This is a genomic window from Stenotrophomonas sp. YJH_SMC_91 (genome assembly GCF_059368495.1).
Window position 1 is genome coordinate 61193 of the sequence record NZ_JCAFRT010000005.1, and the last position, 25997, is coordinate 87189.

Below are 25997 nucleotides of genomic sequence, written 5' to 3' on the forward strand. Positions count from 1 at the left end.
CCGGGCGTTTTCATTCGTCACCGTTGCCGATCAGAACCCGCAGAAGCAGTAGGCCAGCGCCTTCACCGGCGTGCCGTTGCCCTTCTCGCGCGCCGCGTTCTCGACAAAGCGCAGCTGCGTATCCACTTCCGGCATCGTGCGCGCCAGCACCATCCGCGCCATGCCCGAGTCGGACAGCATCCAGGCGCCGGCACGGCTGCCGGCGAAACCGCTGACAAACTGCGCGAACGGCGTCGCCGCCTTCTCGATGTAGCGCACGCGGTAGGCATCAGCCTTGCCCAGCTTGGCACGGCTGGCGGCATCGGCCACGGCATCCTTCAGGCCACCGAAGGCATCGACCAGGCCACGTTCCTTGGCCTGCGCACCGCTCCACACGCGGCCACGCGCCACTTCGTCGACGGCCTCGACCGGCTTCTTGCGGGCGTCGGCGACGCGACCGGTGAAGTCGGCGTAACCCTTGTTGATCACCGACTGGATGACCTGGCCCACGGCCGGATCCATCGGGCGGGTGACATCGAACGCACCCGCGAAACGGGTGGTGCCGACACCATCGGTGTGCACGCCGATCTTGTCCAGCGCGCGGCTGAAGTTCGGCACCATGCCGAAGATGCCGATCGAACCGGTGATGGTCGACGGATCGGCATAGATGCGATCGGCATTCATGCTGATCCAGTAGCCACCGGAGGCGGCCAGGTCGCCCATCGACACCACCACCGGCTTGCCGGCGGCCTGCAGGGCCACCACTTCGCGGCGGATCTGCTCGGAGGCGAACACTTCACCGCCCGGCGAATCCACGCGCAGCACCACCGCCTTCACGTTCTCGTCGTCACGCGCGGCACGCAGCAGCGCCGAGGTCGATTCGCCACCGATGCGGCCGGCCGGGAGATCGCCGCCGCTGATTTCGCCGGCGGCCACAACCACCGCTACCTGCGGACGGTTGTCCACCGGGTTGCGGCGCGCATCGAGCTGGCCCAGGTAGGTGCCGAAGTCGACGTTGCGGAAACCACCGTCGGCATCGTCGTCGGCCACGCCGCGCTCGATCATCAGATCCTCGAACTCCTCGCGGGTCTTCAGCGCGGTCACCAGCTTCTGCTGCAGGGCGAACTTGGCCAGGTCGCCACCGGCGGCGGCGATGCCTTCCGGCAGCGTGTCGATGCCGGCGGCCAGCTGTGCCGGGTCCAGGCGACGCGCCTTGGCGATGTCCGCCAGATAGCGCTGCCACACGTCGTTCATCCAGAACAGGTCGGCTTCCTTGGAGGCCGGCGAGGCCGCATCGAGCACGTACGGCTCGGCCGCGGACTTGTATTCGCCCACCTTGAACAGATGCACGTCCACGCCCAGCTTGTCCTGCAGGCCGGTGCGGAAGTACTGGCGGTAGCGGCCCAGGCCCTCGAGCACCACCGACCCCATCGGGTCCAGGTAGACCTCGTCGGCCTGTGCGGCCAGCAGGTACTGCGACTGGCCCATGCTTTCGCTGTAGGCCACCAGCTGCTTGCCGGAGGCACGCAGGTCCTGCAGCGCGGTGGCCACTTCACGCAGCGAAGCGAAGCCGGACGGCTGCAGCTTGTCCAGCTCCAGCACCACGCGCTCGATCTTCTTGTCTTCCTTGGCCGACTCGATCACCCGCAGCAGGTCGCGCAGCTGGATCTCTTCGGCGCCGTTGTCGCCCACCGCCTTGGCCAGTGCACGGCTGACCGGGTCGGCGCTGAACTGCTCGACCAGGCGACCTTCCGGGGCGATCACCAGGGTGGTGCGATCCTGCAGTGACTTGCTGGCACCGGCACCCATGCCCGCCGCGATGACGAACATCACCAGCAGCAGGAACAGCAGGCCGAAGAACAGCAGGTTGAGGATCAACCGGCGGGTGAAGTTCATGACGTCCCACAGCCCGATGAAGAAACTGGCGACGGGGTTGCGACGCGCCGGGGGCAGCGGGGGCACGGGTTGATTCATGGAACGCTCCGGATGGCTTCTTGCCGTGGTACCAGCATAGCCGGTGCCGCGTGATGCAGCATCGGACACAAGTCAGGGGATCGCCCGCCATGGGTCGGCATGGCGGGCGGAAAGGTCAGGACAACATCGACTGGCCGATGCGCAGGCTGCTGCGGCGCAGGCGCCAGCCCATCAGGATGGCAGCGGCGGTCAGGCCAACGATCAGGCCGATCCACATGCCCTGCGGGCCCATGCCCAGGCCCAGGCCGAGCCCGGCGCCGAGCGGCATGCCCAGGCCCCAGTACGCGAACATGGCGATGAACATCGGCACGCGGGTGTCTTTCAGGCCGCGCAGCGCGCCGGCCGACAGTACCTGGATGCCATCCGGGAACTGGAAGGTGGCCGCGTACAGCAGCAGCGTCGAGGCCAGGCCGGCCACCGCCAGGTCGTTGGTGTAGACACCGACGATGGCATCGTGGCCGAACAGCAGCACCGCCGCCGACAGCGTCTGCGTGCCCATGATGATCGCGTAGCCGGCCCAGGCCGCACGCCGTACGCCGAAGCCATCGCCACGGCCAACCGCATGGCCGACGCGCACGGTGGTGGCCTCGGCCACGCCCATCGGGATCATGAAGCACAGCTGCGCCACGTTGATCGCGATCTGGTGCGCGGCCGCTTCATTCGCCCCCAGGCGGCCGATCAGCAGCGCGGTGACGATGAACAGGCCGCCTTCCATCAGCACGGTAATGCCGATCGGCAGGCCGGTGCGCAGCAGGTCCCAGATCGCCTTCCAGCGCGGTCCTTCGAAGTGCGAGAACAGCTGCAGGTGGGCGAAGCGCTTGGTGCGCCACAGGTAGAGGGCAAACGCCGTGGCCTGCAGCCACATCATCACCGCCGAAGCGATGCCCAGGCCTTCCGCACCCAGTTCCGGGAAACCGAGCTTGCCGTTGGCCAGCACGTAGCCCATCGGCGCCAGCACCAGCAGGCCGCCGAAGCCGAGCAGCATGGTCGGCAACGTCCAGTGCATGCCTTCGCTCAGGTAACGCATGCAGAAGTACAGGGTCAGCGCGGGCCCGCCCCAGCGCACCGCGTGCAGGAACGCGGTCGCCCCCGGCACGATGTCCGGCGCGATGCCGAACGATGGCAGCAGCGGCGGCACCACCGTGAGGAAGGTGAACATGATCAGCCCCAGCCCCAGCGCCAGCCACAGTGCCTGGCGGAACAGCGGGCCGATCTCGCGCTCGCGGCCGGCGCCGTGCAGCTGCGATACCGAGGCGGTGAGCGAGATCAGGGTGCCGATCGGGATCAGCATCGGCAGCCACAACAGCGCCGTGCCGATGGTCACCGCGGCCAGGGTCGCGGTGGCGTGGTGGCCGGCAATGACGTTGTCGACGAAGGAGATCAGACCGGTGGATACATGCCCGAGCACAAGCGGCAGGGCGAGCAGACCGGTGGCGCCGACTTCCTTGCTGAAGCGCGGCGTGGAGGTTGCAGTAGACATAAGGTGCTTGACGCGAACTACGGTTGCGCGCGAAGGGCACAGGCACCGGGTTGCGGCCGGTCATCTTACGCGCGCAGCGCGCGCATTCCCATGACATGGCGTGAATGCTGGGTTCCGGCAGGCCCCGGCATCACGCGTTGCGATCGCGTTACGAACAGAAAAGGGGACGGAGGGGATTAAGTCGTTTCAAGCACGACCGTGCCGAACACGGCTTAATCCCCTCCGTCCCCTTTGTTTACTGGCCGGCCTGGCGCTTGAGCCAGGCGTCGCGCTCGGCGGCCGGCACGGCGAGGAACGCGCCTCGCACCGTGTCACGCTCCTGCGGTGGCGTGCGCTGCGCGACCAGGGTCAGCTGGGCCAGCTGCGCCGGGCTGAGCTGGCGCAGCACGGCCAGCGCGGCCTCGCGCTGTTCCGGTGGCACGAAGCCGAACAGGCCGTGCAGCTTGGGGAACTCCAGTCCCAGCTGCGGGCCCAGCCGCCAGCCCTCGCGGAAGGCCTGGTCCTGCGCCTGGAACTGCTCGCGCAGGCGCTGCTGCTGGTCCGCCGGCAGCGCATTGAACCGCGCCGCAGCCTGCCGGATGCGCTCCCGCTCGCTCTCCGGCAGGGCGCGCCAGGCCGCGTAGTCGGCACGGCGCTGACGCTGCTGCTGGGCGTCGAGCTGGGTGAACGCAGCGGGCGTCGTGTTTGTGGTGGCCGGAGCGGGAGCCGCCGGTGAACTGCCCGGCACTGGCGGCGGCAGCGGCACGCTCAAGGTCTGCGGCGCGGCGGACAGCGACAACGGCAGGGCCAGCAGCAGGCTGGCGAACAGGGTCTTATTCATCGGCGGCAGCGGTTTCCAGCGTGGCGCTGGCCGGCTCGGGCCGGCTCGGCCTGGATTGCGATTCGTCCACCGGCAACGGGCCGCCGGCGGCGGTCCAGGCATACAGATCGGCATCGGCCACCAGCGGATAGTCGCGGTCGGCCAGCATCATGGCGTCGTCGGAGGCTTGGGCCGGGGTCGCATCCGGCGTGGCATTGACCTTGCTCGGCGGAAGAGCTTCCACCGTGACCGGGCCAGCTTCGCCCACTACCCCTTCCGGCAGTGGAGCGTCGCTACCGGATGAATGTCCTTGCCAGTAGCGCCAGCCCAGTGCCGCAGCCAACAGCACCGCCACCGTCACCAGCAGGATCACCGGGCCGCGCCAGCGCGGCCTGGCATTGGGACGCCGCCGCTTGCCCTGGGCGGCCGCACGATCATCGCGCTGCGGTGCGCGCCAGCTGGTCGCGGGAGCTTCATTGCTGGCGGCCGACGCAGCCGGCTGTTGCAGCTGCTGCAGGCGCTTGGCCGGCAGGTCGCGGATGCGCAGCTGCACCTGTTCGGCCAGCTGGCGCCATGCCGACGCATCGGGCTGGCCGTGCGCATCACGGGGGCAGGCATCAGCCAGCAGGTGCTGGTAGCCCGCTTCGTCCTGGTCGAGCACGCGCATGGCGATACCCTCGTCCAGACTGCCGCCCACCCGCAGCAGGAATGCCAAGCGCGGCAGCGGCCCCATCTCGCCCAGCGCGGCCAACGGCGGCAGCCACTGGCCGCCCACCGGCTCGCGCAGCGCCTGGCGCTGGCCCAGCAGGGTCCAGAAGCGGGTCGGCCACTGCGCCATCGGCAGGTCGCTGGCGACCGCGGCGAAGGCGCGCATCACCGCCACCAGGGTCTGCTCGGCTCGCGCGGCATCGCCGCACTGCAGCTCAGCCACCACCAGGGCACGGCGCTCGACGCCGCGCAGGAACGCCGACAGCGCGCCGGCCGCGGTCGAGGAAACAGGGGCGGGCACAGCCGTCATCGGTCACTCCAAAGGTCTGCCGGCATGATAGCGGCAGCCCATCGGCACCCGTAGGACTTGCGCGCGCAGGCACTTCGTGCTGCAGGTTGTGCACAGCACCACGCCCGCCTCGGGGAAAACTGCGGCATCCAGCTGAATTCACTCTGTTTCAGCAATGTTTCACACTCAAGTTGTTGATTTTGAATGACTTTGAAGTGTGGCGATTTTTTGACCAACCCAAGCGTGAGCTCGTCGCCATCGGCCTCCTGCGTTCCCGTCGACCGGTAACGCACAACGTTATCCACAGAACATGTGGATAAGACTGAATCTCCAATGGACACCGATATTTAGGTGACATTTATGATTCGACGGAGGCCCCCCGGCAGTCTCTGGCCCCTGCCATCCGCGCGCGCATGGCCCGTTACACTGGCCCGATGCTTTCACCCATTCCGACCCTGCAGGTCGCCCTGCCCGTCCCGCTGCCGCGCCTGTTCGACTACCTGTCACCAGAGGGCGATGGCCCCACGGTCGCGGTCGGCTGCCGCCTGAAGGTGCCGTTCGGCAACCGCGAGCTGGTCGGCGTAGTGGTGGGGCACGGCCAGACCGATGACGGCCAGGGACTGCGCCAGGCCTTGGCCTGGTGCGACCCGCAACCGCTGCTCCAGGGCGAGCTGTGGCACAGCCTGCAGTGGCTGGCGCGCTACACCCATGCGCCACTGGGCGAGGTGCTGAGCACCGCCCTGCCGGGCCCGCTGCGCCATGGCGACGCCCTGCCCGACACCCATCACTGGGGCTGGCAGCTGACCGCCGAAGGCCGCGCCCAGCGCGAAAAACTGCGCGCCGGCAGCCGCCCCCGGCAGCTGGCCGAGCTGCTGGCCGACGCCATCGTCGATGAGGACGTGCTGGGCGAACGCATGGACGACTGGCGCACCGCCGCGCGCAGCCTGGCCAAGCGCGAGCTGGCCGAACGCGTGGCGCTGCGCGTCGCTCCGCAGCACGCGCAGCCACTGCCTGGCCCCACCCTCAACACGGAGCAGGCAGAGGCCGTGGCGGCGATCAACGCAGTCGAGGGCTTCCAACCGTTCCTGCTGGATGGCGTAACCGGCAGCGGCAAGACCGAGGTCTACCTGCAGGCCATCATCCACTGCTTGGCCCAAGGCAAGCAGGCGCTGGTGCTGGTGCCGGAAATCGGCCTCACCCCGCAGACCCTGGCACGCTTCCGCGGCCGCCTCGGCATCGCCGTGCATGCACTGCATTCGGGGTTGAACGACAACGAGCGCGCCCGGGTCTGGGCGGCGGCTTCGCGCGGCGAGGCACGGGTGATCGTCGGCACCCGCTCGGCGGTGTTCACGCCGCTGCCGCAGGCCGGCCTGCTGATCGTCGACGAGGAGCATGACGGCAGCTACAAGCAGCAGGACGGCATCCGCTACCACGCACGCGATTTCGCTCTGGTCCGGGGCAAGGCGCTGGGCGTTCCGGTTCTGCTGGGCAGCGCTACGCCTTCACTGGAGACGCTGCACAACGCCTATGCCGGGCGCTACACCCACCTGCGCCTGAAGCAGCGTGCCGGTGATGCGCGGCCACCGCGCGTGCGCATCCTTGATGTGCGCAAGCGACCATTGCATGACGGCCTCTCGGCCGACGTGCTGGCCGGCATTGGCGAGCACCTGCAGCGCGGCCAGCAGGTGCTGGTGTTCAAGAACCGCCGTGGCTATGCGCCGGTACTGCTGTGCCACGACTGCGGCTGGACCGCGCCATGCGACCGCTGCGATGCACCGATGACCGTGCATGGCGGCGGTCGTCGCCTGCAGTGCCATCACTGCGGTGCGCGGCAACCGGCGCCGCTGGCATGCCCCGCGTGCGGGAGTCTGGCGCTGCAACCGCAGGGCATCGGCACCGAGCGCCTGGAAGAACATCTCACCGCCGCCTTCGCCGACTTCCCGGTGGTGCGCATCGACCGCAGCACCACCTCGCGACGCGATGCACTGGAACAACAGCTGGCGAAACTGGGCGACCAGCCCGGCATCCTGGTCGGCACGCAGATCCTGGCCAAGGGCCACGACCTGCCCAAGCTGACCCTGGTGGTGGTGGTCGGCATCGACGAGGGCCTGTTCTCGGCCGACTTCCGCGCCAGCGAGAAACTGGCGCAGCAGCTGATCCAGGTCGCCGGTCGCGCCGGACGCGCGCGCGACCCGGGCGAAGTCTGGCTGCAGACGCATCACCCGGGGCACCCACTGCTGGAGACCCTGGTCAGCGGTGGCTACCACCCGTTTGCGCAGGCCGAGTTGAACCAGCGCCAGGCCGCAGGATTCCCGCCGTTCGCGCATCTGGCGCTGATGCGCGCCGAAGCGCAGCAGGTGGAGCATGCCAATGCATTCCTGCTGGCAGCGCGACAGCTGCTGGGCGAGCAGGACGTGGTGGAGGCCTATGGCCCCATGCCGGCGCCGATGCCACGGCGCGCCGGTTACCAGCGCGCCCAGCTGCTGCTGTCTGCCGCGCAGCGGCCACCGCTGCACGGGGTGCTTTCGCAACTGGTACCGCAGCTGTATGCGCTGCCGGAAGCACGCAAGGTGCGCTGGTCGCTGGATGTGGATCCGACGGATCTTTATTGAGGGGTCAGAGCCCACCCGTCGGGTGGGATCCGACCCCGATGCCCTGGGGTCGGATCCCTTTTCGCAGAAAAGGGCTCTGACCCCCGACGCTTTCGCTTACGTCAGCGGCGACATCACGCCGCGCTGGTAGGCGGGGCGCTCGCGAAGACGGGCGTACCAGTCGGCCAGGTGCGGCAGTTCCGGACGCTGGATCGGCAGTTCGAACCAGGCATAGATCAGCGAGCCCAGCGGGATGTCACCCATCGCGAATGTCTCGCCGGACAGCCACGGCTGCTTGGCCAGGGTGGCATCGGCCATCGCCAGGTAGTCGCCGGCGCGCACGATGGCGGCATTGATCCGCGCTTCGTCGCGGTCGGCCGGAGCGGTGCGCATGATGCCCCAGATCAGGTCGGTGTACAGCGGCGCCATGCGCGAGGTGCTCCAGTCCATCCACTTCTCGGCCTGGGCGCGTTCCATCGGGTCTTCGGCGTACAGCGTGCCCAGCGCGTAGCGCGCACTCAGGTAGCGCACGATGGCGTTCGATTCCCACAGCGGCAGGCCGTGGTCTTCGATCACCGGTACCAGGCCATTGGGATTCATCGCCTGGTATTCCGGCGTCTGCGTGCCGCCGTGGCTGCCACCGACCTCGATGGACTCGTACGGCAGGCCGATTTCCTCGGCACACCACAGCACCTTGCGGACGTTGCTGGAATTGCGACGGCCCCAGATCTTCAACATGCGGGTAATCCTTGCTGGCAATGCGAGCGGCAACGATACCCCTGATCGGGCGGGGTGTGTGCATGCGGGATGCGGAATCTGGCATCCGGGGATTGCCGGCCAGCGGCCGGCACTACCGGTTCCTCGCTGGCCAGCGGCCGGCATTACCGGTTCTTTTTCGGCAGCGCGCGCACGTAGGACGACTTGCCATCCTTCTTCAGTTCGAACAGGCCGATCGCTGCCAGCAGATCGCTGAGCTTGCCGTAGCCATAGTTGCGCGGGTCGAACGACGCCTGGTTGCCGATCTGGCTGCCGACCGGGCCGAGGTGCGACCAGCCATCCTCGCCCTCGGCCGCGGACACCGCGCGGCGCAGCATCTTCACCAGCCGCGTGTCGCTGCGCATTTCCGCACCGCTCTTGCGCGGGCGCGCATCGTCGTTGGCCACCGGCTCGTTCGAGGCCTGTTCGCTGGATGCCTGTTCGGTATCCGGCACGCTGGCGTGGGTCTGGCCCAGTGCTTCCAGGTAGGTGAATTTCGAGCACGCGTTGACGAACGGCTCGGGTGTTTTCTTCTCGCCGAAACCGTACACCTTCACGCCATCGGTCAACAGGCGCATCACCATCGGGGTGAAGTCCGCATCGCTGGAGACAATGGCAAAGCCATCCAGGTTGCGCGCGTACAGCAGGTCCATGGCATCGATCACCATCGCCATGTCCGAGGCATTCTTGCCCTTGCTGTAGGCGAACTGCTGGATGGGACGGATCGCATACTCATGCAGCACCGCTTCCCACCCCTTCAGTCGCGGGCTCTTCCAGTTGCCATAGGCGCGGCGCACGTTGGCCACCCCATAGCGGGCCACTTCGGCCAACACCTCGTCGATCTTCGAGGCCGGCGCATTGTCGGCGTCGATCAACAGGGCGATGCGCTTTTCCGGTTCGCTCATGGACTCCTCGCGGGCGGTTGCCTGAACCCGAGTATCGCCGATCCACGCGGGCGCTGACGTGACAGGCAGTCGCCGTGCGAAGATGCCAGGCGCTTCCCCCAATGCCCCCACTGGAGTGAGTCGATGAGTCGCGAGCGCGTTCCCCACCTGGTTGTTGTCGGCGGCGGTTTTGCCGGTCTCTGGGCCACCCGTGCCCTGGCCCGCGAGCGCATACGCATCACCCTGGTCGACCGCCGCAACCATCATCTGTTCCAGCCGCTGCTGTACCAGGTGGCCACCGCCGGCCTGTCCGCGCCGGATATCGCTGCACCACTGCGCCATATCCTCGGCCACCAGCGCAACGTGGAAGTCCGCCTCGGCGAAGTGGTCGCCATCGACAAGCAGGCCCGGCAGATCCGCATGGCCGATGGCAGCACGCTGGACTACGACAGCCTGCTGCTGGCCACCGGCGCCACCCACGCCTACTTCGGCAACGACCAGTGGGCCGATGATGCCCCCGGCCTGAAGACGCTGGACGATGCGATCGCGCTGCGCCGCAAGCTGCTGCTGGCGTTCGAGCGCGCCGAGGCGGAACCGGACCCGGCGAAGAAGGCCGCATGGCTGAGCTTCGCGGTGGTCGGTGGCGGTCCCACCGGTGTTGAACTGGCCGGCACCCTGGCCGAGATCGCGCGGCATACGTTGCGCAACGAATTCCGCCACATCGACCCGGCCAGCGCCAAGGTGCGGCTGGTCGAGGCCGGCCCGCGCGTGCTGTCCTCCTTCCCGGAAGTACTTTCGCTGAAAGCACGCCGCCAGCTGGAAAAGCTGGGCGTGGAAGTGCTGACCGGTACCCCGGTGAGCGACATCGACAGCCAGGGCTTTACGCTCGGTGACCAGTTCATACCGGCCCGCACCGTGGTCTGGGCCGCCGGCGTGGCCGCTTCACCGCTGGCGCGCACGCTGGACGTGCCGCTGGACCGCGCCGGCCGCGTGCCGGTGCAACCGGACCTGACCCTGCCCGATCACCCGGAGCTGTTCGTGGCCGGTGACCTGGCCGCACTGAGCCAGGCCGACGGCAAGCCGGTACCCGGCGTGGCACCCGCTGCCAAGCAGATGGGCAAATACGTGGCCGAGGTGATCCGCTCACGCCTGCACGGCAAGCCCGAGCCCGGCCCGTTCAAGTACGCCGACTACGGCAACCTGGCCACCATCGGTCGCATGGCCGCGATCGTGCACCTGGGGCGCCTGCAGCTGTCGGGCGTGCTGGCCTGGTGGTTCTGGCTGGCCGCGCACGTGTTCTTCCTGATCGGCTTCCGCAACCGCATCGTAGTGCTGCTGAACTGGGCCGTGGCGTACTGGAGCTACCAGCGCAGCGCGCGCATCATCTTCGGTGATGACCAGGAAGACCGGCGACCCCGACGGTAGTGCCGGCCGCTGGCCGGCTGCCGCGCGGTCCGTCCCCTCTCCGCAGGAAAGGGCTCTGACTCCGTCAACATCATCCATGCATGGCGTGGATCTACCGCTTCATCGGGCCGCCGGGCACCCGCCGTTTCGACCATGCGCGGCAGAAGTCCTCCTTCCTTGCGGTGTCGGCAATCTGCGCGGCACTCCAGTTGCGGGTAATCCAGATCGTCAGTGCCGTGCTGCTCAGATGCCAGCGCAGCATGTCGTGCCGTGGCTGCCGCCAAAGATGGCGGCGGGCAATCCAGAACGCCTCCCGTTCCACCTCTGGCACCTTCTTCTTCATCGCGTCGTCGTAGAAGAACTGCGCGGCGAAACTCCAGGGATTCATCGGCTGAAATCCTGTTCGCGGTTCACTGCTGCACGCAGCCACACCACTGGGCGCACGGTCTGCTGGCTTCGGCCAACCGCCCACCAGGGCAAGCCCGAGCAGGTACAGCAGGCCAGGCAGCAGTGCGATGCCGGCGGCCAGTACGACGACGGAGACCCATGCCTTACCGGCGGCACGCATCGTGCTCACTTCGCCTTCGGTTTCGGGTACCACAACGCGTTGACGATGACCCAGCGCTGGTCGAAGCGCCCCATGTGGAAGTAATCGACGAACCACGGCGTTTCCAATCGCACCGAGGCGGCATTGCCGGTCACGTCCAGCACCGTGCAGCGGCGGTCCCATTGATCCTTCGGGGTTTTCAGTGCGCCCTGCTTTGTCAACGAGACCAGTTCTTCCTTCGACATGCGGCGCAGGCCCAGCCGCTCGTCGGGCGTATCGCCGAGGACCGCGCGCTTGGCCAGGTCCGGGTGCAGGGAGCGGGCGACGCGCTGCGGGTCGGCCTCCAGCTGGCCGTCGACGTAGTCATGGCAGGTGGCTTCGATGGCCGCGAGGGTGGCCGGGTCGGCAGCGGGACTGGTTGACGCGGAGAGAGCGAACAACAGGGCGACGGTGGACATCCGGGTCTCCAGCGCTGAGGGCTGGGCGATCATCGCATGGCGGCACAGAGGCATCCATGTATGCCATGGATCTACAGGGACCCGGCATCCACCGCCTGCAGCCAGGCCAGCTTGCGTTCCCGCGGCTGCTGCTTGAGCTGCCATTCGGCCCGCGAGGCGGCGGCCCGGTCCGGGTACTCGCGCACGGCCAGCACCCGCAGCGGCGGCCGGGCCCGGGTGTAGCGCGCGCCCTTGCCAGCCTGGTGGGCGGCGAAACGCGCGTCCACGTCGGTGCTGATGCCGGCGTAATAGCTGCCATCGCGGCATTCGAGCAGGTACAGGAACCACGGGCGGAGGGACGGGGCCATGCCCGGATTATGCCGTGCTGCACTGCAGCGGATATACTGGCGCCCGAATGCAGGAGAGAGGCGCCGCGCTGGCGCCCGCCGAAGGCGCAGGCTCCCATGATCGCTCAGGCCGGTGGGCCGGAATCCCACCAACCATGCATTCGACTCGCCGAGCTGGAGAGAGGTCACCGGGCATGCCCGGGACGATCCGCCGAAGGGGCACGCGGCCCATGCCGCTGAACTCTCAGGCAAAAGGACAGCGGGAGCGGCACCGGTCATCGTCATTCCGTCATTGCGCAGGCAATGGCGGCGTCCGCGCATGGCCGGCCCCACCGCGCCCGGAGCCTGCCCCATGTTGCTGTCCATCATCTACCTGATCGCCATTTCCGCCGAAGCCATGACCGGCGCGCTGTCCGCCGGCCGCCGCCGCATGGACCTGTTCGGCGTGGTCATGATCGCCTGCGTCACCGCACTCGGTGGTGGTTCACTGCGCGACATCCTGCTCGGCCACTACCCGCTGGGCTGGGTGAAGCATCCCGAGTACCTGGGGTTCACCGTGTGCGCGGCGCTGATCGCCACCTGGGTGGCGCGCTGGATGCACCACTTCCGCCGCACCTTCCTGGTGCTCGATGGCCTGGGCCTGATCGCCTTCACCCTGATCGGCTGCTCGATTGCGCGCGAAGCCGGCCATGCGATGCCGATCGTGCTGATCGCCGGCATGCTGACCGGCGCGTTCGGCGGCGTGCTGCGCGACATCCTCTGCAACGAGGTGCCGCTGATCTTCCAGAAGGAGCTGTACGCGATCATCGCGCTGCTGACCGGCGCGGCCTACCTGTTGCTGCTGCACTGGGGCGTGGCCGACGCCACCGCGATCCTGTGCTGCCTCGGCGGCGGCTTCGCGCTGCGCCTGCTGGCGATCCACTACCGCTGGGAAATGCCGAAGTTCGTGTACCACGACGAAGTGCATTGAGGTTCGCGCGGCGGAATCCGCACCACCCCGGCGATGTACCTGGCGCTGTCGCTCATGCGCAGCGCCAGGCGCATCGCCGGTGCAGATGGGCCGGTCTCCAACTCCGACCGGCCCTGATCGCGGCCGCACCCCCGCAGGCGCTGGCCGCCATCCACACACGTGCCGCACTCAAGCGGCTTCGGACACCTTCACTTCGCGACGGGCGCGCACGGCCGCGGCCAGTCGCTCCAGCACCGTCACGGTGGTGTCCCAGTCGATGCAGCCATCGGTGATGCTCTGCCCGTAGACCAGCGGTTGGCCTTCCACCAGTTCCTGGCGACCACCGATCAGATGGCTCTCGATCATCACACCGACGATGCGCTGTTCACCGTCTTCCAACTGAACGGCGATGTCCTCGATCACCTTCGGCTGGTTGTCCGGGTTCTTCAGGCTGTTGGCATGGCTGGCGTCGATCATCAGGCGGGTCGGCAGCTTGGCCTTGGCCAGCGCCTGGCAGGCCTCGGCGACGCTGCCCGCATCGTAGTTCGGCTGCTTGCCGCCGCGCAGGATCACATGGCAATCCGGGTTGCCGGTGGTCGACACGATGGCGGTGCCGCCCTGCTTGGTGACCGACAGGAAGTGATGCGGATTGGAGGCCGCACCCACCGCGTCGGCGGCGATCTTTACGTTGCCATCGGTGCCGTTCTTGAAACCAACCGGGCACGACAGTCCCGAGGCCAGTTCGCGATGCACCTGGCTTTCGGTGGTGCGCGCACCAATGGCACCCCAGGCCACCAGATCGGCAATGTACTGCGGCGAGATCACGTCGAGGAACTCGACGCCGGCCGGCAGGCCCAGCTTGTTGATGTCGCGCAGCAGGCCACGGGCAATGCGCAGGCCCTTGTCGATCCTGAAGCTGCCATCCAGGTCCGGGTCGTTGATCAGGCCCTTCCAGCCCACCGTGGTGCGCGGCTTCTCGAAGTACACGCGCATCACGATTTCAAGTTCCCCGGCCAGCGCGTCACGCAGCGGCTTCAGGCGCTGGGCGTACTCGATGGCGGCCTTCGGGTCGTGGATCGAGCATGGGCCAACCACCACCGCCAAGCGGTCGTCACGGCCATGCAGGATCTGGTGCAGGGCCGCGCGTGAGGCGCTGACGGTGTCGGAGGCTTCATCGTCACACGGCAGCATCGCCAGCAGCTGGGCAGGCGGTGTCAGCGGTTCGATGGTGCGGATACGCAGGTCGTCGGTGTGCGGGGGCATTGGGGGAGGTCTCCGGAACGTTGGGGGTCCCCAGCGTGGCGGCATGAAAAAAGCCGCCAGGTTCGCTGGCGGCTTTCGGGAATGCGTCTGAAGCTTTCTTCAGGGTGAGCGCAGTCCTTCCTCCGCCAGTGGCTTCGGAAAGTAATACCAGTAAAAGCGGGTGGCGGCTGCGTTCATAGGTTGTATTGATAGCACAGCTTTTGCGCAGTGCAAAATGTTTCATCCGCAACTGGGGACGCGGTTCAGCGAGATGCGCGCCGGCCCTGCCCACGCGGCGGCAACCACGCAACGTCGCTCATTTGCCATGCACTTCCACGTCCAGCAGCAGGCCCTCATGGATGTCGGCCCAGCGTTCCAGCACGCGATCCAGTTCCTGCCGGGCCTCGTCCAGCTGCTCGGGGTTGAGCAGGGAACGCGCGGTGTAGAGATCGGAAACCAAGCGCCGCAGGGCCGATTCCGGGATGGCCACCGACGGCCCCTCCAGCCCCGGCAACTGCAACGCCGGGCTGTCGCCAAGAGGGCCGAACAGCGTGACCTGGAGCGTGCTCTGCATGATCGACCTTCCTGCGGATGGACATGGGCAATGTCCTGTTTACCTCGTCTGGGTGACAGGCGCATGTGCCACCCATGCCCAGCACCGGGATCTGCCGGCGTCTGCCGCCCCGCTACAAGGCGGCCAGGTCGGCAAGGTGCTGGGCCATGCTGTCCATCGCGCCTACCGCCTGGGTGGTGGTGAAGTACTCATGCCAGCCGGTAGCGGCAATGCCGGCCATCAACGCATCGACCTCCTCGCGGCTTGCGCAGCGCCAGACCGCATAGAACTGCTCATCGCTGCCGTGCGGTACGCCCGAGGCAACGCGGCCCATCGCCAGCGGCGTGATGCGGACCGGATCGAACTGCTGCATGCCGGCGCCGATACGGGCGAAGAAGGCATTCCGCTGCTCGGGCGGAAGTGTGGTCCAGGCAGGGGTGGCGGTGTAGAGCTCGATGAAGGTGTGCGACATGGTGGTTCTTCCTTGAGGGTTCGGGGGTTGCCGGCCAGCGGCCGGCACTACCGGAGCGAGCGCAGCGCGCGTTTGCGGATGTAGGCGTTGGCGTCGCTGTGGCGCTCATGCTGCCAACGCGTACACAGCTGGCGCAGCCACTGCGGCTGGGTCTTGCCGGCATCGTTGAGCCAGTTTCCGACCGAATCCTGCACATAGCGTTCCGGATCGTCGGCCAGTGCTTCCAGCAGCGCGGATGCATGTTCCGGGTGCTGCTTGAACAGTGCGATATGCGTGGCCCAGACACCGCGCGGACGCAGTGCTTCGCAGGCGAAGCGGCGCAGGTACGGCGATGTTTCCTGTGACCACGGTTGCAGGTGCTCCAGCGCCTGCAGTGGTGCGGCAACGATGTCCGTGCGTAGTGCCAGCCACGCCCATTCGCGCACACCGAAATGGGGGTCATCGGCCAGTGTGCGCATCTGCTGCAGCTTCCCTGCCAGCGTTGCGCGGGCATCGCTGCCGATCAGGTAGCAGGCCCAGCCGCGCACGGTATCGGAGCTGTGATGCTGCCAGAGCGCAGGCGCCCCCTGCCCCGCCTCACGCAGCAGTTGCGCAGCCAGGGCCATGCGCAGCGTGATGCCCTTGCCTGAGGCGTCCCGCATGCGTTGCAGCGCCTCCGGTGCAAGCGCAGGCGCCACCACCTGCAGCAGCGCGGCAAAATCCACTGCCAGGCATTCTGCCAGATGGGTGGCGGGGACGCGGCCGGTGTTGAGTGCTTGCCGGCGTTCCGCAGGAATGGCCGTGCTCATGCTGCGGATTCCCGCCCGGCGTCCGTGTGCTGCCAGACCTTGTGCAGCAGCTGTGACAGCTGCTGCTGTTCATCAGCATCCAGGCCGTTGAACAGCCCACCGATCCATTGCGTGTGCTGCTCGAACAGCGATTCGGCCAAACGCTTTCCCGGTGCGGTCAGCACGATCTGCAGGCGGCGGCCATCCCCGTCATCGTTGCGACGCTGCAGCAGGCCTTCGCGCTGCAGGCCGTCGAGCAGGCCGCTGATGGTGGCGCGGGTCACGCCGGCGCGTTCGGCCAGCACATGCGGCGGCAGTGCGCCACCGGCCCCGTGCAACAGGAACAGCACGATGAAGCGACCCTCGCTGAGCCCATGCGGTGCCAGCCGCGCGGCGCAGTCGCGATCGATCGACGAGGACAGCGAGAGCAGCTGGAAACACAGGCGCAGCGGCGCGATGTTGGCGTGACCGCGTCGCTGCGCTTCCTCGATCAGGGCATGGTGCTTGGCTTCGATCATCTCACGCACGCGATATTGTTAGGCGCCTAATCATACAGCCGAACAGCCGCTGCCTGTAAACCACAGCCGATATCAGGTGAACTTTCCCAGCAGCAGGCACGCAACCAGCCCGCCGCCCTCCCGGTGCAGCAGCTGCAGTTCGCCCGCGTGCCGCCTCGCCACATTGGCGGCCACTGCCAGCCCAAGTCCCGCTCCACCGGTGGTGCGACTACGAGAACGCTCGCTGCGCTGGAACGGTTGCAGCAGGCGTACTCGGTCGCCCTCGGCGATACCTGGGCCCCGATCCATCACCTCCAGCTGGACCCCTCGCTCAACCACGGCAAGCCGCAGTTCCATCGCCCCGGCATAGCGATCGGCATTGTCGATAAGGTTGTCGAACGCGCGCCGAAGCAGCAACGCGTCGCCGTGCCAGGGCAGACTGTCCGGCCCCTGGATGGAGATCTCGACACCGCGCAGCAACGCTGCCTGCACGCACTCCTCCAGCAGCGCGGCCAGATCCAGCGGGCGCATCTGCAACGGCTGCAGTTCACCGCGTGCGTAATCGAGCACCTGCTCGATCATCGTGTCCATGCGCTCGATGTCCGCCACCATCCGGGCCGCCTGTGGTGTGGGCGCGAACTCGGCGCGCAGTCGCAGGCCGGTCAATGGTGTGCGCAGGTCGTGCGCCACTGCAGCCAGCATATGGGTCATGTCCTGGGCCTGCGCACGCAGGCGCTCTCGACCGGTGCCGATCGCGGCGGCCAGCATCTGTACCTCGCGCGGGCCATCATCCGGCAGGGGCGTGTCGGCTTGCAGGTCCACACGTGCACTGGCATCGGCCAAGCGTCGTAGTGGACGCCCCAGCCGGATCGATGCCCACGCCGCCAGCGGCGCCAGCAACACGGCACCGCCCAGCAGCGCCAGTATCACCTGTCGCCGCCAAGCTGCCAGATCACTGTGATCGCTGCCGACCACCCGCCAGCGGCCATCGGCCTGGCGCACGCCCAGTTCAAACGGCGGCCATTGCATCGCGGTCAGCAGCGCGGCCTGCGCCTTCAGTACACCGACCCGCGCCGTGCCGTCGAGCACCTCGCCGCCTTCGATGACCTGCACATCAGGCGCCTTGCCCTGTCCGCTCCAGACCAGGCGCACCTCCTTCGCCGGCAAACCCATCTGCAGCGCCGCCAACTGGGTGAGCCAGTCACTGGCACTGCCCTTTGGTGGCGCATCCTGCGTCGCCAGATGCAGGCCCAGTGGTGCCGCGGCCTGCTCCCCCCGCAGCACCTGCACGGCCTGGTCCAACCGCATCGGTGGCGGCGCGGGCCGAGGCATCCAGCCAACCACGGCCACGCTGACCAGTGTCGCCAGCAGCAGGCTGGCCAGGGCCAGCATCGTGATCCAACGCGCGGTCGGCCACCGGCTGTTCACAGCACCTGTACCTCGGCGTGGAAGCGATAGCCTTCGCCACGCGATGTCTGCACCAGGGCTTCCGCACCGGGTGAGGCCTGCCCGAGCTTGCGGCGCAGGCGGCTGATCGCCAGGTCGATCGCGCGGTCGACGCTGTCACTCGGTTCGCCACGGCTTAGCTGCAGCAGCTGCTCGCGCCCCAGCACCCGCCCGGGGCGTTCGGCCAGCGCCAGCAACAGGCTGAATTCACCACGGCTGAGCACCAGCTCGTTCCCATCCGGCGCCAGCAGGCGACGTTGTTCCGGCAGCAACCGCCAACCAGAAAAGCGCAGTTCACTGGCTACCTGCGCGCGCAGCTTGTCCTGCCGGCGCAGCAGCGCGCGTACCCGCGCCAGCAGCTCGCGCGGATCGAACGGCTTGGCCAGATAGTCGTCCGCGCCCATCTCCAGGCCGATCACCCTGTCCGGTGCGCTGCCCATCGCCGACAGCATCAGGATCGGAATGGCCCGTGCCTGCAGCCGGCGGCAGACCGACAGGCCATCCTCACCGGGCATCATCCAGTCGAGGATGATCACGTCCGGGCGATCGACCTGCAGCAGCACGTCCAGCGCCGTCGCGTCCGCTGCCACCCGTACCTGGTAGCCATGCAGCAACAGGCAATCGGCGATGGCATCACGGATGCTGGCGTCGTCATCGACAACGATGACACGGGCGGGAGTCGTCATGCAGGCAGTATCAGGCAGGTCTGAATCAGGACGGTATCAACGCCGATATTCCCGCGATACGGCGCTGCGCGCCAATGGTCACCCATGATCACTGCGGAGACTTGCCTTGCGCCTCATCCCATTCGTCCTGCTTGCTGCCCCGCTGGCTGCGCTGGCGTCCGATTCCCCCGAACACATCCTGCCGATGTGGATGCAGGGCGGTCATCCGGCCGTGGCCGTGTCGCTGGACGGGCGTGCCGAACCGCTGCGCTTCGTGGTCGACAGCGCGGCAGGCGCCACCCTGGTCGATGACCGCGTCGTGCGGCGCTACGGTCTGGGGGATGCGGATGCAGAGGTATCACAGGCCCAAGGGGCAAGTTCAGCCTCCGCGCGGCTGCAGCGCATACGCACAACGTCCTGGCAGCTGGGCAGTTGGCAGCTGCAGGCCCAAGCCATGAAGGTCGATCTGTCGTCGTTGCCGAAGGACGATGATCCGGCCATTGACGGCTTGATCGGCAACGATCTGACCGGACGCTGGGACACCCGTTGGGACTTCGGCCGCAATCAACTGGCGCTGTGGACACCCGGCGGATTGAACCTGGAAGGACCGGGTTGCCAGCCCAATGCGCTGCCCGGACGCACTGACGGCCTGCGCCAGTTCGGTTTCATCATGCTTGCACTGGGCGCGCCCGCGGTGGACGCCATCGCCGTGGTCGACACCGGTGCCGCGCAGACCGTCCTCAACGCCGAAGCAGCCCGCGCACTGGGGCTGCGCACCGACGGCAGCGACGCACGGGTGCGGGTGCGTGAAAAGGGCACCGAAGGTCTGGGCGGCGGAAAGCAGGCAACCTGGCTGTACACCCTGCCCGGCATGGCCGGCAACGGCTGGCAGCACCCCTCGATGGAGGTCCGCATCAGCGAACTGCCAGTATTCAAGGCGATCGGCCTGGAGGGCCGGCCGGCGCTGATCCTTGGTGCGGATGCAATGCGCGGCGGCCAGGTGGACATCGGTGCCGGCGCGTCCCGGATCTGCCTGCGCCGGCCGCAGGCCAGCTGACATCCGGCAATGACGCCAGCGGCAGCCTGGCGTAGCATCACCGTGCGCCCCACCAGGAGTTCCACGCATGTGCCGTGCTGCCCTGATGTTGCTGACGCTGTTCCCGCTGGCCGTGCTGGCTGCACCTCCCCCGGTACCCTCGCCGGTCCGCATCGATGCCGAAGCGCAGCGGTTGATGCAGGCCGCACAGGCGCGCGGCATGGCACTGGCGGTGATCGACGGCGGCAAGGTGGTGCACGTCGCCGCCTACGGCGAGCGCAATACCGCAGGCGAACCACTGCGCACCGATACGGTGATGTACGCCGCCTCGCTGACCAAGATGGCATTCGGCCATCTGGTCGCGCAGCTGGCGCAGGACCGCAGCATCGATCTGGATGCCAGCATCGCCACAGCGCTGGACAAGCCGTTGCCGGACTATCCGCCCGAAACGAAGAAGTACGCCGACTACAGCGTGCTGGCCGATGATGCGCGCTGGCGCCAGCTCACCCCTCGCCTGCTGCTCAACCACGCCAGTGGTTTTGCCAACTTCGCGTTTCTGGAACCGGACGGCCGGCTGAAGTTCCACTTCGATCCAGGCAGCCGCTACGGCTATTCCGGCGAAGGGCTGATCCTGCTGCAGTTCGTGATCGAACGCGGACGGCTGGGCGAGGATGTAGGTGCGTTGATGCAGCAGCGGGTATTCGACCGCTTCGGCATGACCCGCACCAGCATGATGTGGCGCGGGGACTTCGCCACCAACCTGGCCGACGGCTGGACCATGGAGGGCACCGCCGAGCCGCACGATGAGCGCAGCCGCGTGCGCGCGGCCGGTTCGATGGATACCACCATCGCCGACATGGCCCGTTTCGCCGCCGGCTACGTGCGCGGCGATGGGCTGTCAGCGACGATGCGCAAGGAGCTGGTGCGGCCGCAGCTACCGATCACCACCGCCAGCCAGTTCCCCACCCTGCAGCCGGAGCTGCCGAAGGCGCTGCAGCGCAAGGACCTGGCGGCCGGCCTGGGAGTGGTGACGTTCCGTGGCCCGCAAGGCGCGGGCTTCTACAAGGGCGGCCACGATGATGCGGTCGGTAATACGCTGGTGTGCGTCGAGCAGCAGCAGCGCTGCGTGGTGATCCTGGGCAACGATGTGCGCGCCGAGGCGACCTTCCCGGCGCTGGTGGCCTTCGTGCTCGGCGACATCGGCGTACCGTGGCAGTGGGAGTACGGCGCAGCGAAGGCATTCGTGAAGTAGATCCACGCCATGCGTGGATGACCTCCCTTCAAAGCGCCTGCTCGAAGAACATCAGGTAGACCAGCCGCCCATTCTCCGGCCGGTCGCCGAAGGCCGGGCCGGCGGTATGCCAGAACCACGGGCGCAGCAGCACCAGGCGGTTGAAGCGCATCGGGATGCGCATGGTCATTTCCCACTGGCTGTCGTCGACGCTGTCGCGCTCGATGATGTCCCGATGCATGTCGCCGCCGTTGGCGTAGCCCAGCGCAGCCAGCTCGTGGGCGTTCAGCGCCATGCGCTCGGTGTTGGTGCGGCGATGGCGGAAGAACTCGGTACCCCCTTCGCAGTGCTCCGGGGCGCTGAGGTAGAGGATGCCGGACCAGTGCGAATGGTCGGTGTGCACCTTGGCGCGACCCACATCGCTGGCCAGGGTCAGCCGGAACTTGCCGTGCGACTGCAACGGATTGACCGGCCGCAGCGGCTCGTTGACCAACCGCGACGCGGCCTCGGACAGGCCGTCCAGCTCCAGCCGTTCGAGCGAATTACGCCCGGGGAATGCCCCCTCCTGCGCCGGGTAGGTCAGGCTCAGGCCGGCCTGGCGCAGGCCGTGTGCATCGGCTGGAGAAAGGAAGTCGTCGACGACGATGAACGAGGTAGGCATGGTCTGCGAGCGTAGCGACGCGGCGCCATGGCGGCAACCGGGCAACAAAAAAACCCCGCCTCGCGGCGGGGTTTTTCCGTGCATCGGGGGGACGCGCCGACCAGGGCCGGCAACGTCCGACGCGGGCGTGGACCTTAGAAGTCCATGCCGCCCATGCCACCCATGCCGCCCATGCCACCGGCGCCGCCCATGGCCGGCTCGTCCTTCTTCGGAGCTTCGGCAACCATGGCTTCGGTGGTGATCATCAGGCCAGCGATCGAGGCCGCGTTCTGCAGCGCCGAACGGGTCACCTTGGTCGGGTCCAGGATGCCGAACTGCAGCATGTCGCCGAACTCGCCGGTAGCGGCATTGTAGCCGAAGCTGCCGGTGCCTTCCTTGACCTTGTTGATGATGACCGACGGCTCGTCACCGGCGTTGGCAACGATCTCGCGCAGCGGGGCTTCCATCGCACGCAGGGCGATCTGGATGCCGTGGTTCTGGTCTTCGTTGGCGCCCTTCAGGCCGGCCAGCGCGGTGATCGCGCGGACCAGGGCAACGCCGCCGCCCGGAACCACGCCTTCTTCAACGGCCGCACGGGTGGCGTGCAGGGCGTCGTCGACGCGATCCTTCTTTTCCTTCATTTCGATTTCGGTCGAGGCGCCGACCTTGATCACGGCAACACCGCCGGCCAGCTTGGCCACGCGTTCCTGCAGCTTCTCGCGGTCGTAATCCGAGGAGGTGTCCTGGATCTGGGTCTTGATCTGCGCCACGCGTGCATCAACGTTGGCCTTGTCGCCGACGCCGTCGATGATGGTGGTGTTCTCCTTGGAGACCTGCACCTTCTTGGCGCGGCCCAGGTCCTTGATGGTGGCCTTCTCCAGCGACAGGCCGACTTCTTCGGAGATCACGGTGCCGCCGGTCAGCACGGCCATGTCTTCCAGCATCGCCTTGCGACGGTCGCCGAAGCCCGGAGCCTTGACGGCCACGACCTTGACGATGCCACGGATGGTGTTGACGACCAGGGTGGCCAGCGCTTCGCCTTCAACTTCCTCGGCCACGATCAGCAGCGGCTTGCCGGCCTTGGCGACGCCTTCCAGCACCGGCAGCAGGTCACGGACGTTGGAGATCTTCTTGTCGTGCAGCAGGATGAACGGGTCATCCAGGTCAGCGGTCTGCGACTGCTGGTTGTTGATGAAGTACGGCGACAGGTAGCCGCGGTCGAACTGCATGCCCTTGACCACGTCCAGCTCGTTGTCCAGGCCCGAGCCTTCTTCAACGGTGATGACGCCTTCCTTGCCGACTTCCTTCATCGCGTCAGCGATGATCTGGCCGATCGACTCGTCCGAGTTGGCCGAGATGGTACCGACCTGGGCGATCGCCTTGTCGTCGGCGGTCGGCTTGGAGATGTTCTTCAGCTCGGCGACGGCGGCCGAAACGGCCTTGTCGATACCGCGCTTGAGGTCCATCGGGTTCATGCCGGCGGCAACGGCCTTGGCGCCTTCGCGGATCAGGGCCTGGGCCAGCACGGTGGCGGTGGTGGTGCCGTCGCCGGCATCGTCGTTGGTGCGCGAAGCAACTTCCTTCACCATCTGCGCGCCCATGTTCTCGAACTTGTCAGCCAGTTCGATTTCCTTGGCGACGGAGACGCCGTCCTTGGTGATGGTCGGGGCGCCGAAGCTCTTTTCCAGCACGACGTTGCGGCCCTTCGGGCCCAGGGTGGCCTTGACGGCATTGGCGAGAACGTTGACGCCGCGCACCATGCGCGAACGGGCGTCTTCACCGAAACGAATATCCTTGGCAGCCATTGCATTTACCTCATTGGTAGCGCCGGACGATGCCCGGCGGCTGGGAGTTTGGGATCAGGTTGAAACAGGTCGCGCCGAGGCTCAGCCGATGACGGCGAGCACGTCGTCTTCGCGCAGGACCTTGTATTCGACGCCTTCGCTCTTGTACGAGCTGCCGGCGTACTGGCCATAGATGACCTTGTCGCCGACCTTCAGCGACGGCGCGCGCACGTTGCCGTTGTCCAGCGGCTTGCCCGGGCCGACGGCCACGACCTCACCCTTGGTGGACTTTTCCTTGGCCGAGTCGGGGATGACGATGCCACCGGCGGAGATTTCGTCGGCTTCGATCGGCTTGACCACAACGCGGTCGTGCAGCGGCTTGATGCTCATAGGAGACCTCTTAAGTGATTGATTGGTCTAAAAAAGTCCGGCGATGTTAGCACTCACCCCAGGCGAGTGCCAGAACCGCACGTGAAGAAACCCGACAACGTCGGGAGCAGGGCAGAGATGGAGCCCCGCCGCCCCCTTTCAAGGGCGGAATGAAAAAATTTTTTCCACCCGCGCGCCTCGGCCAAGGCGTCGGTCCTGGACAATTTCGGTGACAAGCGTCGCACTGTCAGATATCTGACGTTCATTTACGACAAAGTGTCACTGGATCGGCCTTAGGCTCGGTCAGGCATTCCCAATCACAAGGAGTAGTCGATGCGATTGCTGTCCCCGCTTGCCGCCGCCTGCCTGCTGGCACTGGCCGCGGCGCCGGCCCAGGCCGAGGTCTTCATCAATGAACTGCACTACGACGACAGCACCGCCGCCGGTGACGTCGGCGAAGCCATCGAAGTGGTCGCTACCGCAGGTGAAGACCTGTCCGGCTACCGCCTCTACCTCTACAACGGCAGCAATCCTTCGGCCGCCACGGTCTACGCCAACAACCCGGTCCCGGCCGGCACCGCCGCCGGTTGCGGCAGCGCCAGCATCGCCGTGGTCAACTACCCGACCAACGGCATCCAGAACGGCCCGAACGACGGCATCGCCCTGGTCGACGCCAGCGGCAAGGTGGTCCAGTTCCTCAGCTACGAGGGCGCCATCACCGCCTCCGGTGGCCCTGCCGCCGGCATGACCAGCCAGAATATTCCGGTGGCCGAGACCAACAGCACGGCCCCCGGCACCTCGCTGCAGCTGACCGGCAGCGGCAGCCAGTACGCCCACTTCACCTGGGCCGAGTCGGCCAGGCAGACCTTCGGCAGCTGCAACAACGGCCAGACCTTCAGTGGCGGCGGCACCCCGGGCCCGAACACGCCGCCGTCGGTGTCCACCACCACCCCGGCGCAGGGCAGCAGCACCTTCCCGGCCGCGGCCGATCTGGAAGTGGTGTTCAGCGAGACGGTGAACCTGGCCAGCGGCGCGTTCGCGCTGAGCTGCGGTACCTCCGGCAGCGTGCCGCTGACCTTCCCGGCCAGCGGACGCAGCGTGAAGCTGTCCACCAACACCGCGCTGGTGGCCGGTGAAGCCTGCCGCTTCGACATCCGCGCCGCGCGCATCACCGACCTGCAGGGCGCACACCCGGCGGCCGACAGCCGCATCGCCTTCACCGTGGCCAGCACCGGCGGCAATCCGGACCCGGGCAACCCGGGTGTGCCGGCCGGCTACTACTCCAAGGTCAACACCTCCAGCCCGAGCCAGCTGCGCTGCTCGCTGCACGCGACAATCAAGGGCCACACCGCCTACCCGTACAGCGGCTCGGGCACCAGTACCTGGACCATCCTGGAGATCGCCGACGAGGACCCGAACAACCCGAACCGCATCCTCGACGCGTATCGCAACCGCAGCTACGCCAAGGTGACCGATCGCGCCGGCAGCGGCAGTGGCCTGAAGTACAACCGCGAGCACACCTGGCCGAACTCGCTGGGTTTTGCCACCACCACGGGTGACAAGGGCCTGCCGTACGCGCCGTATACCGATACCCACATGCTGTACCTGACCGATGCACAGTGGAACGCCGACCGTGGCAACAAGCCGTTCGGCAAGTGCGACGCCAGCTGCGGCGAGCGCGCCACCGAGGCCAACAACGGCCAGGGTGGCGGCAGTGGTGGCTATCCGGGCAACTCCAACTGGGTGCGCACGCCGGACGGCAACACCGGCACGTTCGAGGTGTGGGGCAAGCGCAAGGGCGACATGGCACGTGCGGTGATGTACATGGCGATCCGCTACGAGGGCGGCAAGGATGCAGCCACTGGCCAGTCCGAGCCGGACCTGGAGCTGACCGACGACCGCAGCAGGATCGTCAAGACCAGCAGCTCGCCGGCCTACATGGGCCTGCTGTCGACGCTGATCGACTGGCACCTGTCCGACCCGCCGGATGATGCCGAGCGTGCGCGCAATGACGTGATCTACAGCTTCCAGGGCAACCGCAACCCGTTCATCGACCACCCCGAGTGGGCGACCCCTGGCCTGTTCACCTCGGCCAAGCCGGCCAGCTGCCAGCTGGCCAACTGACCGCGCAACGCAGCGGTCCACGGCCGC

At 67.4% G+C, this 25997-nt stretch carries 25 protein-coding genes and 2 riboswitches; of the genes, 6 read left to right on the forward strand and 19 right to left on the reverse strand.

Annotation, left to right across the window (positions count from 1 at the left end; genetic code table 11):
• Positions 1–30: 30 nt before the first annotated feature.
• The 4 genes from sppA to AC5P5X_RS08775 form a co-directional block, all read right to left on the reverse strand.
• Complete coding sequence (gene sppA / locus AC5P5X_RS08760) at positions 31–1953, reverse strand: signal peptide peptidase SppA (RefSeq protein ID WP_005411204.1); 1923 nt, start codon at positions 1951–1953, stop codon at positions 31–33.
• 115 nt (positions 1954–2068) lie between these two features.
• Complete coding sequence (locus AC5P5X_RS08765) at positions 2069–3433, reverse strand: MATE family efflux transporter (protein WP_005414611.1); 1365 nt, start codon at positions 3431–3433, stop codon at positions 2069–2071.
• Between the two features lie 235 nt (positions 3434–3668).
• On the reverse strand, positions 3669–4253 hold the full coding sequence (locus AC5P5X_RS08770) for a DUF3106 domain-containing protein (RefSeq protein ID WP_005414612.1): 585 nt from the start codon (positions 4251–4253) through the stop codon (positions 3669–3671).
• Positions 4246–5250: a hypothetical protein gene (locus AC5P5X_RS08775; RefSeq protein WP_049450295.1), complete on the reverse strand. Its 1005-nt coding sequence runs from the start codon at positions 5248–5250 to the stop codon at positions 4246–4248. The genes AC5P5X_RS08770 and AC5P5X_RS08775 overlap by 8 nt, the downstream gene beginning before the upstream one ends.
• Positions 5251–5663: 413 nt before the next feature.
• Between AC5P5X_RS08775 and AC5P5X_RS08780 the strand changes: the two genes are divergently transcribed.
• Positions 5664–7841 carry a primosomal protein N' gene (locus AC5P5X_RS08780; RefSeq protein ID WP_111188972.1) on the forward strand — a complete coding sequence of 726 codons (2178 nt, stop codon included), beginning with the start codon at positions 5664–5666 and terminating at the stop codon, positions 7839–7841.
• Positions 7842–7937: 96 nt separating this feature from the next.
• Here AC5P5X_RS08780 and AC5P5X_RS08785 read toward each other — a convergent pair whose 3' ends face one another.
• Positions 7938–8558, reverse strand: coding sequence for a glutathione S-transferase family protein (locus tag AC5P5X_RS08785; protein ID WP_005414615.1), 621 nt, complete (start codon positions 8556–8558; stop codon positions 7938–7940).
• Positions 8559–8701: 143 nt separating this feature from the next.
• The gene (locus AC5P5X_RS08790; protein WP_005411210.1) at positions 8702–9481 is read right to left on the reverse strand and encodes an NYN domain-containing protein; all 780 of its coding nucleotides are present in this window, start codon (positions 9479–9481) and stop codon (positions 8702–8704) included.
• 123 nt (positions 9482–9604) lie between these two features.
• On the opposite strand from AC5P5X_RS08790, the gene AC5P5X_RS08795 reads away from it, so the two are divergent.
• Positions 9605–10885: an NAD(P)/FAD-dependent oxidoreductase gene (locus AC5P5X_RS08795; RefSeq protein WP_111188950.1), complete on the forward strand. Its 1281-nt coding sequence runs from the start codon at positions 9605–9607 to the stop codon at positions 10883–10885.
• Between the two features lie 91 nt (positions 10886–10976).
• Here the strand turns inward: AC5P5X_RS08795 and AC5P5X_RS08800 are convergent, their stop codons facing one another.
• From AC5P5X_RS08800 to AC5P5X_RS08810, 3 genes are all read right to left on the reverse strand, one after another.
• The gene (locus AC5P5X_RS08800) at positions 10977–11432 is read right to left on the reverse strand and encodes a hypothetical protein (RefSeq protein WP_111188949.1); all 456 of its coding nucleotides are present in this window, start codon (positions 11430–11432) and stop codon (positions 10977–10979) included.
• Between the two features lie 5 nt (positions 11433–11437).
• A complete protein-coding gene (locus tag AC5P5X_RS08805) occupies positions 11438–11869 on the reverse strand; it encodes a nuclear transport factor 2 family protein (protein WP_099473983.1) in 432 nt (143 codons plus the stop codon).
• Positions 11870–11940: 71 nt separating this feature from the next.
• On the reverse strand, positions 11941–12216 hold the full coding sequence (locus AC5P5X_RS08810; protein WP_005411214.1) for a GIY-YIG nuclease family protein: 276 nt from the start codon (positions 12214–12216) through the stop codon (positions 11941–11943).
• Positions 12217–12256: 40 nt separating this feature from the next.
• Positions 12257–12346: riboswitch (glycine riboswitch) on the forward strand.
• A 13-nt stretch (positions 12347–12359) separates the two neighbouring features.
• Positions 12360–12465: riboswitch (glycine riboswitch) on the forward strand.
• An 82-nt stretch (positions 12466–12547) separates the two neighbouring features.
• Here AC5P5X_RS08810 and AC5P5X_RS08815 point away from each other — a divergent pair.
• Entirely contained in the window at positions 12548–13165 is a 618-nt protein-coding gene (locus tag AC5P5X_RS08815) for a trimeric intracellular cation channel family protein (RefSeq protein ID WP_005411215.1), read from the forward strand.
• A 168-nt stretch (positions 13166–13333) separates the two neighbouring features.
• On the opposite strand, the gene AC5P5X_RS08820 is transcribed toward AC5P5X_RS08815, so the two are convergent.
• From AC5P5X_RS08820 to AC5P5X_RS08850, 7 genes are all read right to left on the reverse strand, one after another.
• A complete protein-coding gene (locus AC5P5X_RS08820; protein ID WP_012481383.1) occupies positions 13334–14407 on the reverse strand; it encodes a 3-deoxy-7-phosphoheptulonate synthase in 1074 nt (357 codons plus the stop codon).
• Positions 14408–14702: 295 nt separating this feature from the next.
• A complete protein-coding gene (locus AC5P5X_RS08825; protein ID WP_005414620.1) occupies positions 14703–14960 on the reverse strand; it encodes a hypothetical protein in 258 nt (85 codons plus the stop codon).
• Positions 14961–15072: 112 nt separating this feature from the next.
• Positions 15073–15411 carry a DUF6616 family protein gene (locus tag AC5P5X_RS08830; protein ID WP_043034564.1) on the reverse strand — a complete coding sequence of 113 codons (339 nt, stop codon included), beginning with the start codon at positions 15409–15411 and terminating at the stop codon, positions 15073–15075.
• A gap of 47 nt (positions 15412–15458) precedes the next feature.
• Positions 15459–16199, reverse strand: a complete 741-nt coding sequence (locus AC5P5X_RS08835; protein WP_005411219.1) for a DNA alkylation repair protein — start codon at positions 16197–16199, stop codon at positions 15459–15461.
• Positions 16196–16696: a MarR family winged helix-turn-helix transcriptional regulator gene (locus AC5P5X_RS08840; RefSeq protein ID WP_005414623.1), complete on the reverse strand. Its 501-nt coding sequence runs from the start codon at positions 16694–16696 to the stop codon at positions 16196–16198. Before AC5P5X_RS08840 ends, AC5P5X_RS08835 begins: the two co-directional genes overlap by 4 nt.
• 72 nt (positions 16697–16768) lie before the next feature.
• On the reverse strand, positions 16769–18067 hold the full coding sequence (locus AC5P5X_RS08845; protein WP_049396439.1) for a sensor histidine kinase: 1299 nt from the start codon (positions 18065–18067) through the stop codon (positions 16769–16771).
• A gap of 32 nt (positions 18068–18099) precedes the next feature.
• Entirely contained in the window at positions 18100–18807 is a 708-nt protein-coding gene (locus AC5P5X_RS08850) for a response regulator (RefSeq protein WP_049396398.1), read from the reverse strand.
• Positions 18808–18913: 106 nt separating this feature from the next.
• Between AC5P5X_RS08850 and AC5P5X_RS08855 the strand changes: the two genes are divergently transcribed.
• Together AC5P5X_RS08855 and AC5P5X_RS08860 are read left to right on the forward strand one after the other, a co-directional pair.
• The gene (locus tag AC5P5X_RS08855; RefSeq protein ID WP_099497522.1) at positions 18914–19843 is read left to right on the forward strand and encodes an aspartyl protease family protein; all 930 of its coding nucleotides are present in this window, start codon (positions 18914–18916) and stop codon (positions 19841–19843) included.
• Between the two features lie 67 nt (positions 19844–19910).
• The gene (locus AC5P5X_RS08860; RefSeq protein WP_111188948.1) at positions 19911–21074 is read left to right on the forward strand and encodes a serine hydrolase domain-containing protein; all 1164 of its coding nucleotides are present in this window, start codon (positions 19911–19913) and stop codon (positions 21072–21074) included.
• Positions 21075–21102: 28 nt separating this feature from the next.
• Here the strand turns inward: AC5P5X_RS08860 and AC5P5X_RS08865 are convergent, their stop codons facing one another.
• The 3 genes from AC5P5X_RS08865 to AC5P5X_RS08875 form a co-directional block, all read right to left on the reverse strand.
• Entirely contained in the window at positions 21103–21714 is a 612-nt protein-coding gene (locus tag AC5P5X_RS08865; protein ID WP_111188947.1) for a DUF6445 family protein, read from the reverse strand.
• A 134-nt stretch (positions 21715–21848) separates the two neighbouring features.
• Positions 21849–23498, reverse strand: coding sequence for a chaperonin GroEL (groL, locus tag AC5P5X_RS08870; RefSeq protein WP_005411226.1), 1650 nt, complete (start codon positions 23496–23498; stop codon positions 21849–21851).
• 81 nt (positions 23499–23579) lie between these two features.
• A complete protein-coding gene (locus AC5P5X_RS08875; protein ID WP_005411227.1) occupies positions 23580–23867 on the reverse strand; it encodes a co-chaperone GroES in 288 nt (95 codons plus the stop codon).
• Between the two features lie 312 nt (positions 23868–24179).
• Between AC5P5X_RS08875 and AC5P5X_RS08880 the strand changes: the two genes are divergently transcribed.
• Positions 24180–25970: an endonuclease gene (locus AC5P5X_RS08880; protein ID WP_043034559.1), complete on the forward strand. Its 1791-nt coding sequence runs from the start codon at positions 24180–24182 to the stop codon at positions 25968–25970.
• Positions 25971–25997: the final 27 nt, after the last annotated feature.

Coding starts and splice junctions, on each gene's coding strand:
- AC5P5X_RS08815 (WP_005411215.1), top strand. CDS start 12,548: ATGTTGCTGTCCATCATCTACCTGATCGCCATTTCCGCCGAAGCCATG.
- AC5P5X_RS08845 (WP_049396439.1), bottom strand. CDS start 18,067: ATGCTGGCCCTGGCCAGCCTGCTGCTGGCGACACTGGTCAGCGTGGCC.
- AC5P5X_RS08765 (WP_005414611.1), bottom strand. CDS start 3,433: ATGTCTACTGCAACCTCCACGCCGCGCTTCAGCAAGGAAGTCGGCGCC.
- AC5P5X_RS08850 (WP_049396398.1), bottom strand. CDS start 18,807: ATGACGACTCCCGCCCGTGTCATCGTTGTCGATGACGACGCCAGCATC.
- groL (WP_005411226.1), bottom strand. CDS start 23,498: ATGGCTGCCAAGGATATTCGTTTCGGTGAAGACGCCCGTTCGCGCATG.
- sppA (WP_005411204.1), bottom strand. CDS start 1,953: ATGAATCAACCCGTGCCCCCGCTGCCCCCGGCGCGTCGCAACCCCGTC.
- AC5P5X_RS08825 (WP_005414620.1), bottom strand. CDS start 14,960: ATGCAGAGCACGCTCCAGGTCACGCTGTTCGGCCCTCTTGGCGACAGC.
- AC5P5X_RS08795 (WP_111188950.1), top strand. CDS start 9,605: ATGAGTCGCGAGCGCGTTCCCCACCTGGTTGTTGTCGGCGGCGGTTTT.
- AC5P5X_RS08800 (WP_111188949.1), bottom strand. CDS start 11,432: ATGCGTGCCGCCGGTAAGGCATGGGTCTCCGTCGTCGTACTGGCCGCC.
- AC5P5X_RS08775 (WP_049450295.1), bottom strand. CDS start 5,250: ATGACGGCTGTGCCCGCCCCTGTTTCCTCGACCGCGGCCGGCGCGCTG.
- AC5P5X_RS08780 (WP_111188972.1), top strand. CDS start 5,664: ATGCTTTCACCCATTCCGACCCTGCAGGTCGCCCTGCCCGTCCCGCTG.
- AC5P5X_RS08835 (WP_005411219.1), bottom strand. CDS start 16,199: ATGAGCACGGCCATTCCTGCGGAACGCCGGCAAGCACTCAACACCGGC.
- AC5P5X_RS08790 (WP_005411210.1), bottom strand. CDS start 9,481: ATGAGCGAACCGGAAAAGCGCATCGCCCTGTTGATCGACGCCGACAAT.
- AC5P5X_RS08880 (WP_043034559.1), top strand. CDS start 24,180: ATGCGATTGCTGTCCCCGCTTGCCGCCGCCTGCCTGCTGGCACTGGCC.
- AC5P5X_RS08820 (WP_012481383.1), bottom strand. CDS start 14,407: ATGCCCCCGCACACCGACGACCTGCGTATCCGCACCATCGAACCGCTG.
- AC5P5X_RS08860 (WP_111188948.1), top strand. CDS start 19,911: ATGTGCCGTGCTGCCCTGATGTTGCTGACGCTGTTCCCGCTGGCCGTG.
- AC5P5X_RS08840 (WP_005414623.1), bottom strand. CDS start 16,696: ATGATCGAAGCCAAGCACCATGCCCTGATCGAGGAAGCGCAGCGACGC.
- AC5P5X_RS08810 (WP_005411214.1), bottom strand. CDS start 12,216: ATGGCCCCGTCCCTCCGCCCGTGGTTCCTGTACCTGCTCGAATGCCGC.
- AC5P5X_RS08785 (WP_005414615.1), bottom strand. CDS start 8,558: ATGTTGAAGATCTGGGGCCGTCGCAATTCCAGCAACGTCCGCAAGGTG.
- AC5P5X_RS08830 (WP_043034564.1), bottom strand. CDS start 15,411: ATGTCGCACACCTTCATCGAGCTCTACACCGCCACCCCTGCCTGGACC.
- AC5P5X_RS08865 (WP_111188947.1), bottom strand. CDS start 21,714: ATGCCTACCTCGTTCATCGTCGTCGACGACTTCCTTTCTCCAGCCGAT.
- AC5P5X_RS08805 (WP_099473983.1), bottom strand. CDS start 11,869: ATGTCCACCGTCGCCCTGTTGTTCGCTCTCTCCGCGTCAACCAGTCCC.
- AC5P5X_RS08770 (WP_005414612.1), bottom strand. CDS start 4,253: ATGAATAAGACCCTGTTCGCCAGCCTGCTGCTGGCCCTGCCGTTGTCG.
- AC5P5X_RS08875 (WP_005411227.1), bottom strand. CDS start 23,867: ATGAGCATCAAGCCGCTGCACGACCGCGTTGTGGTCAAGCCGATCGAA.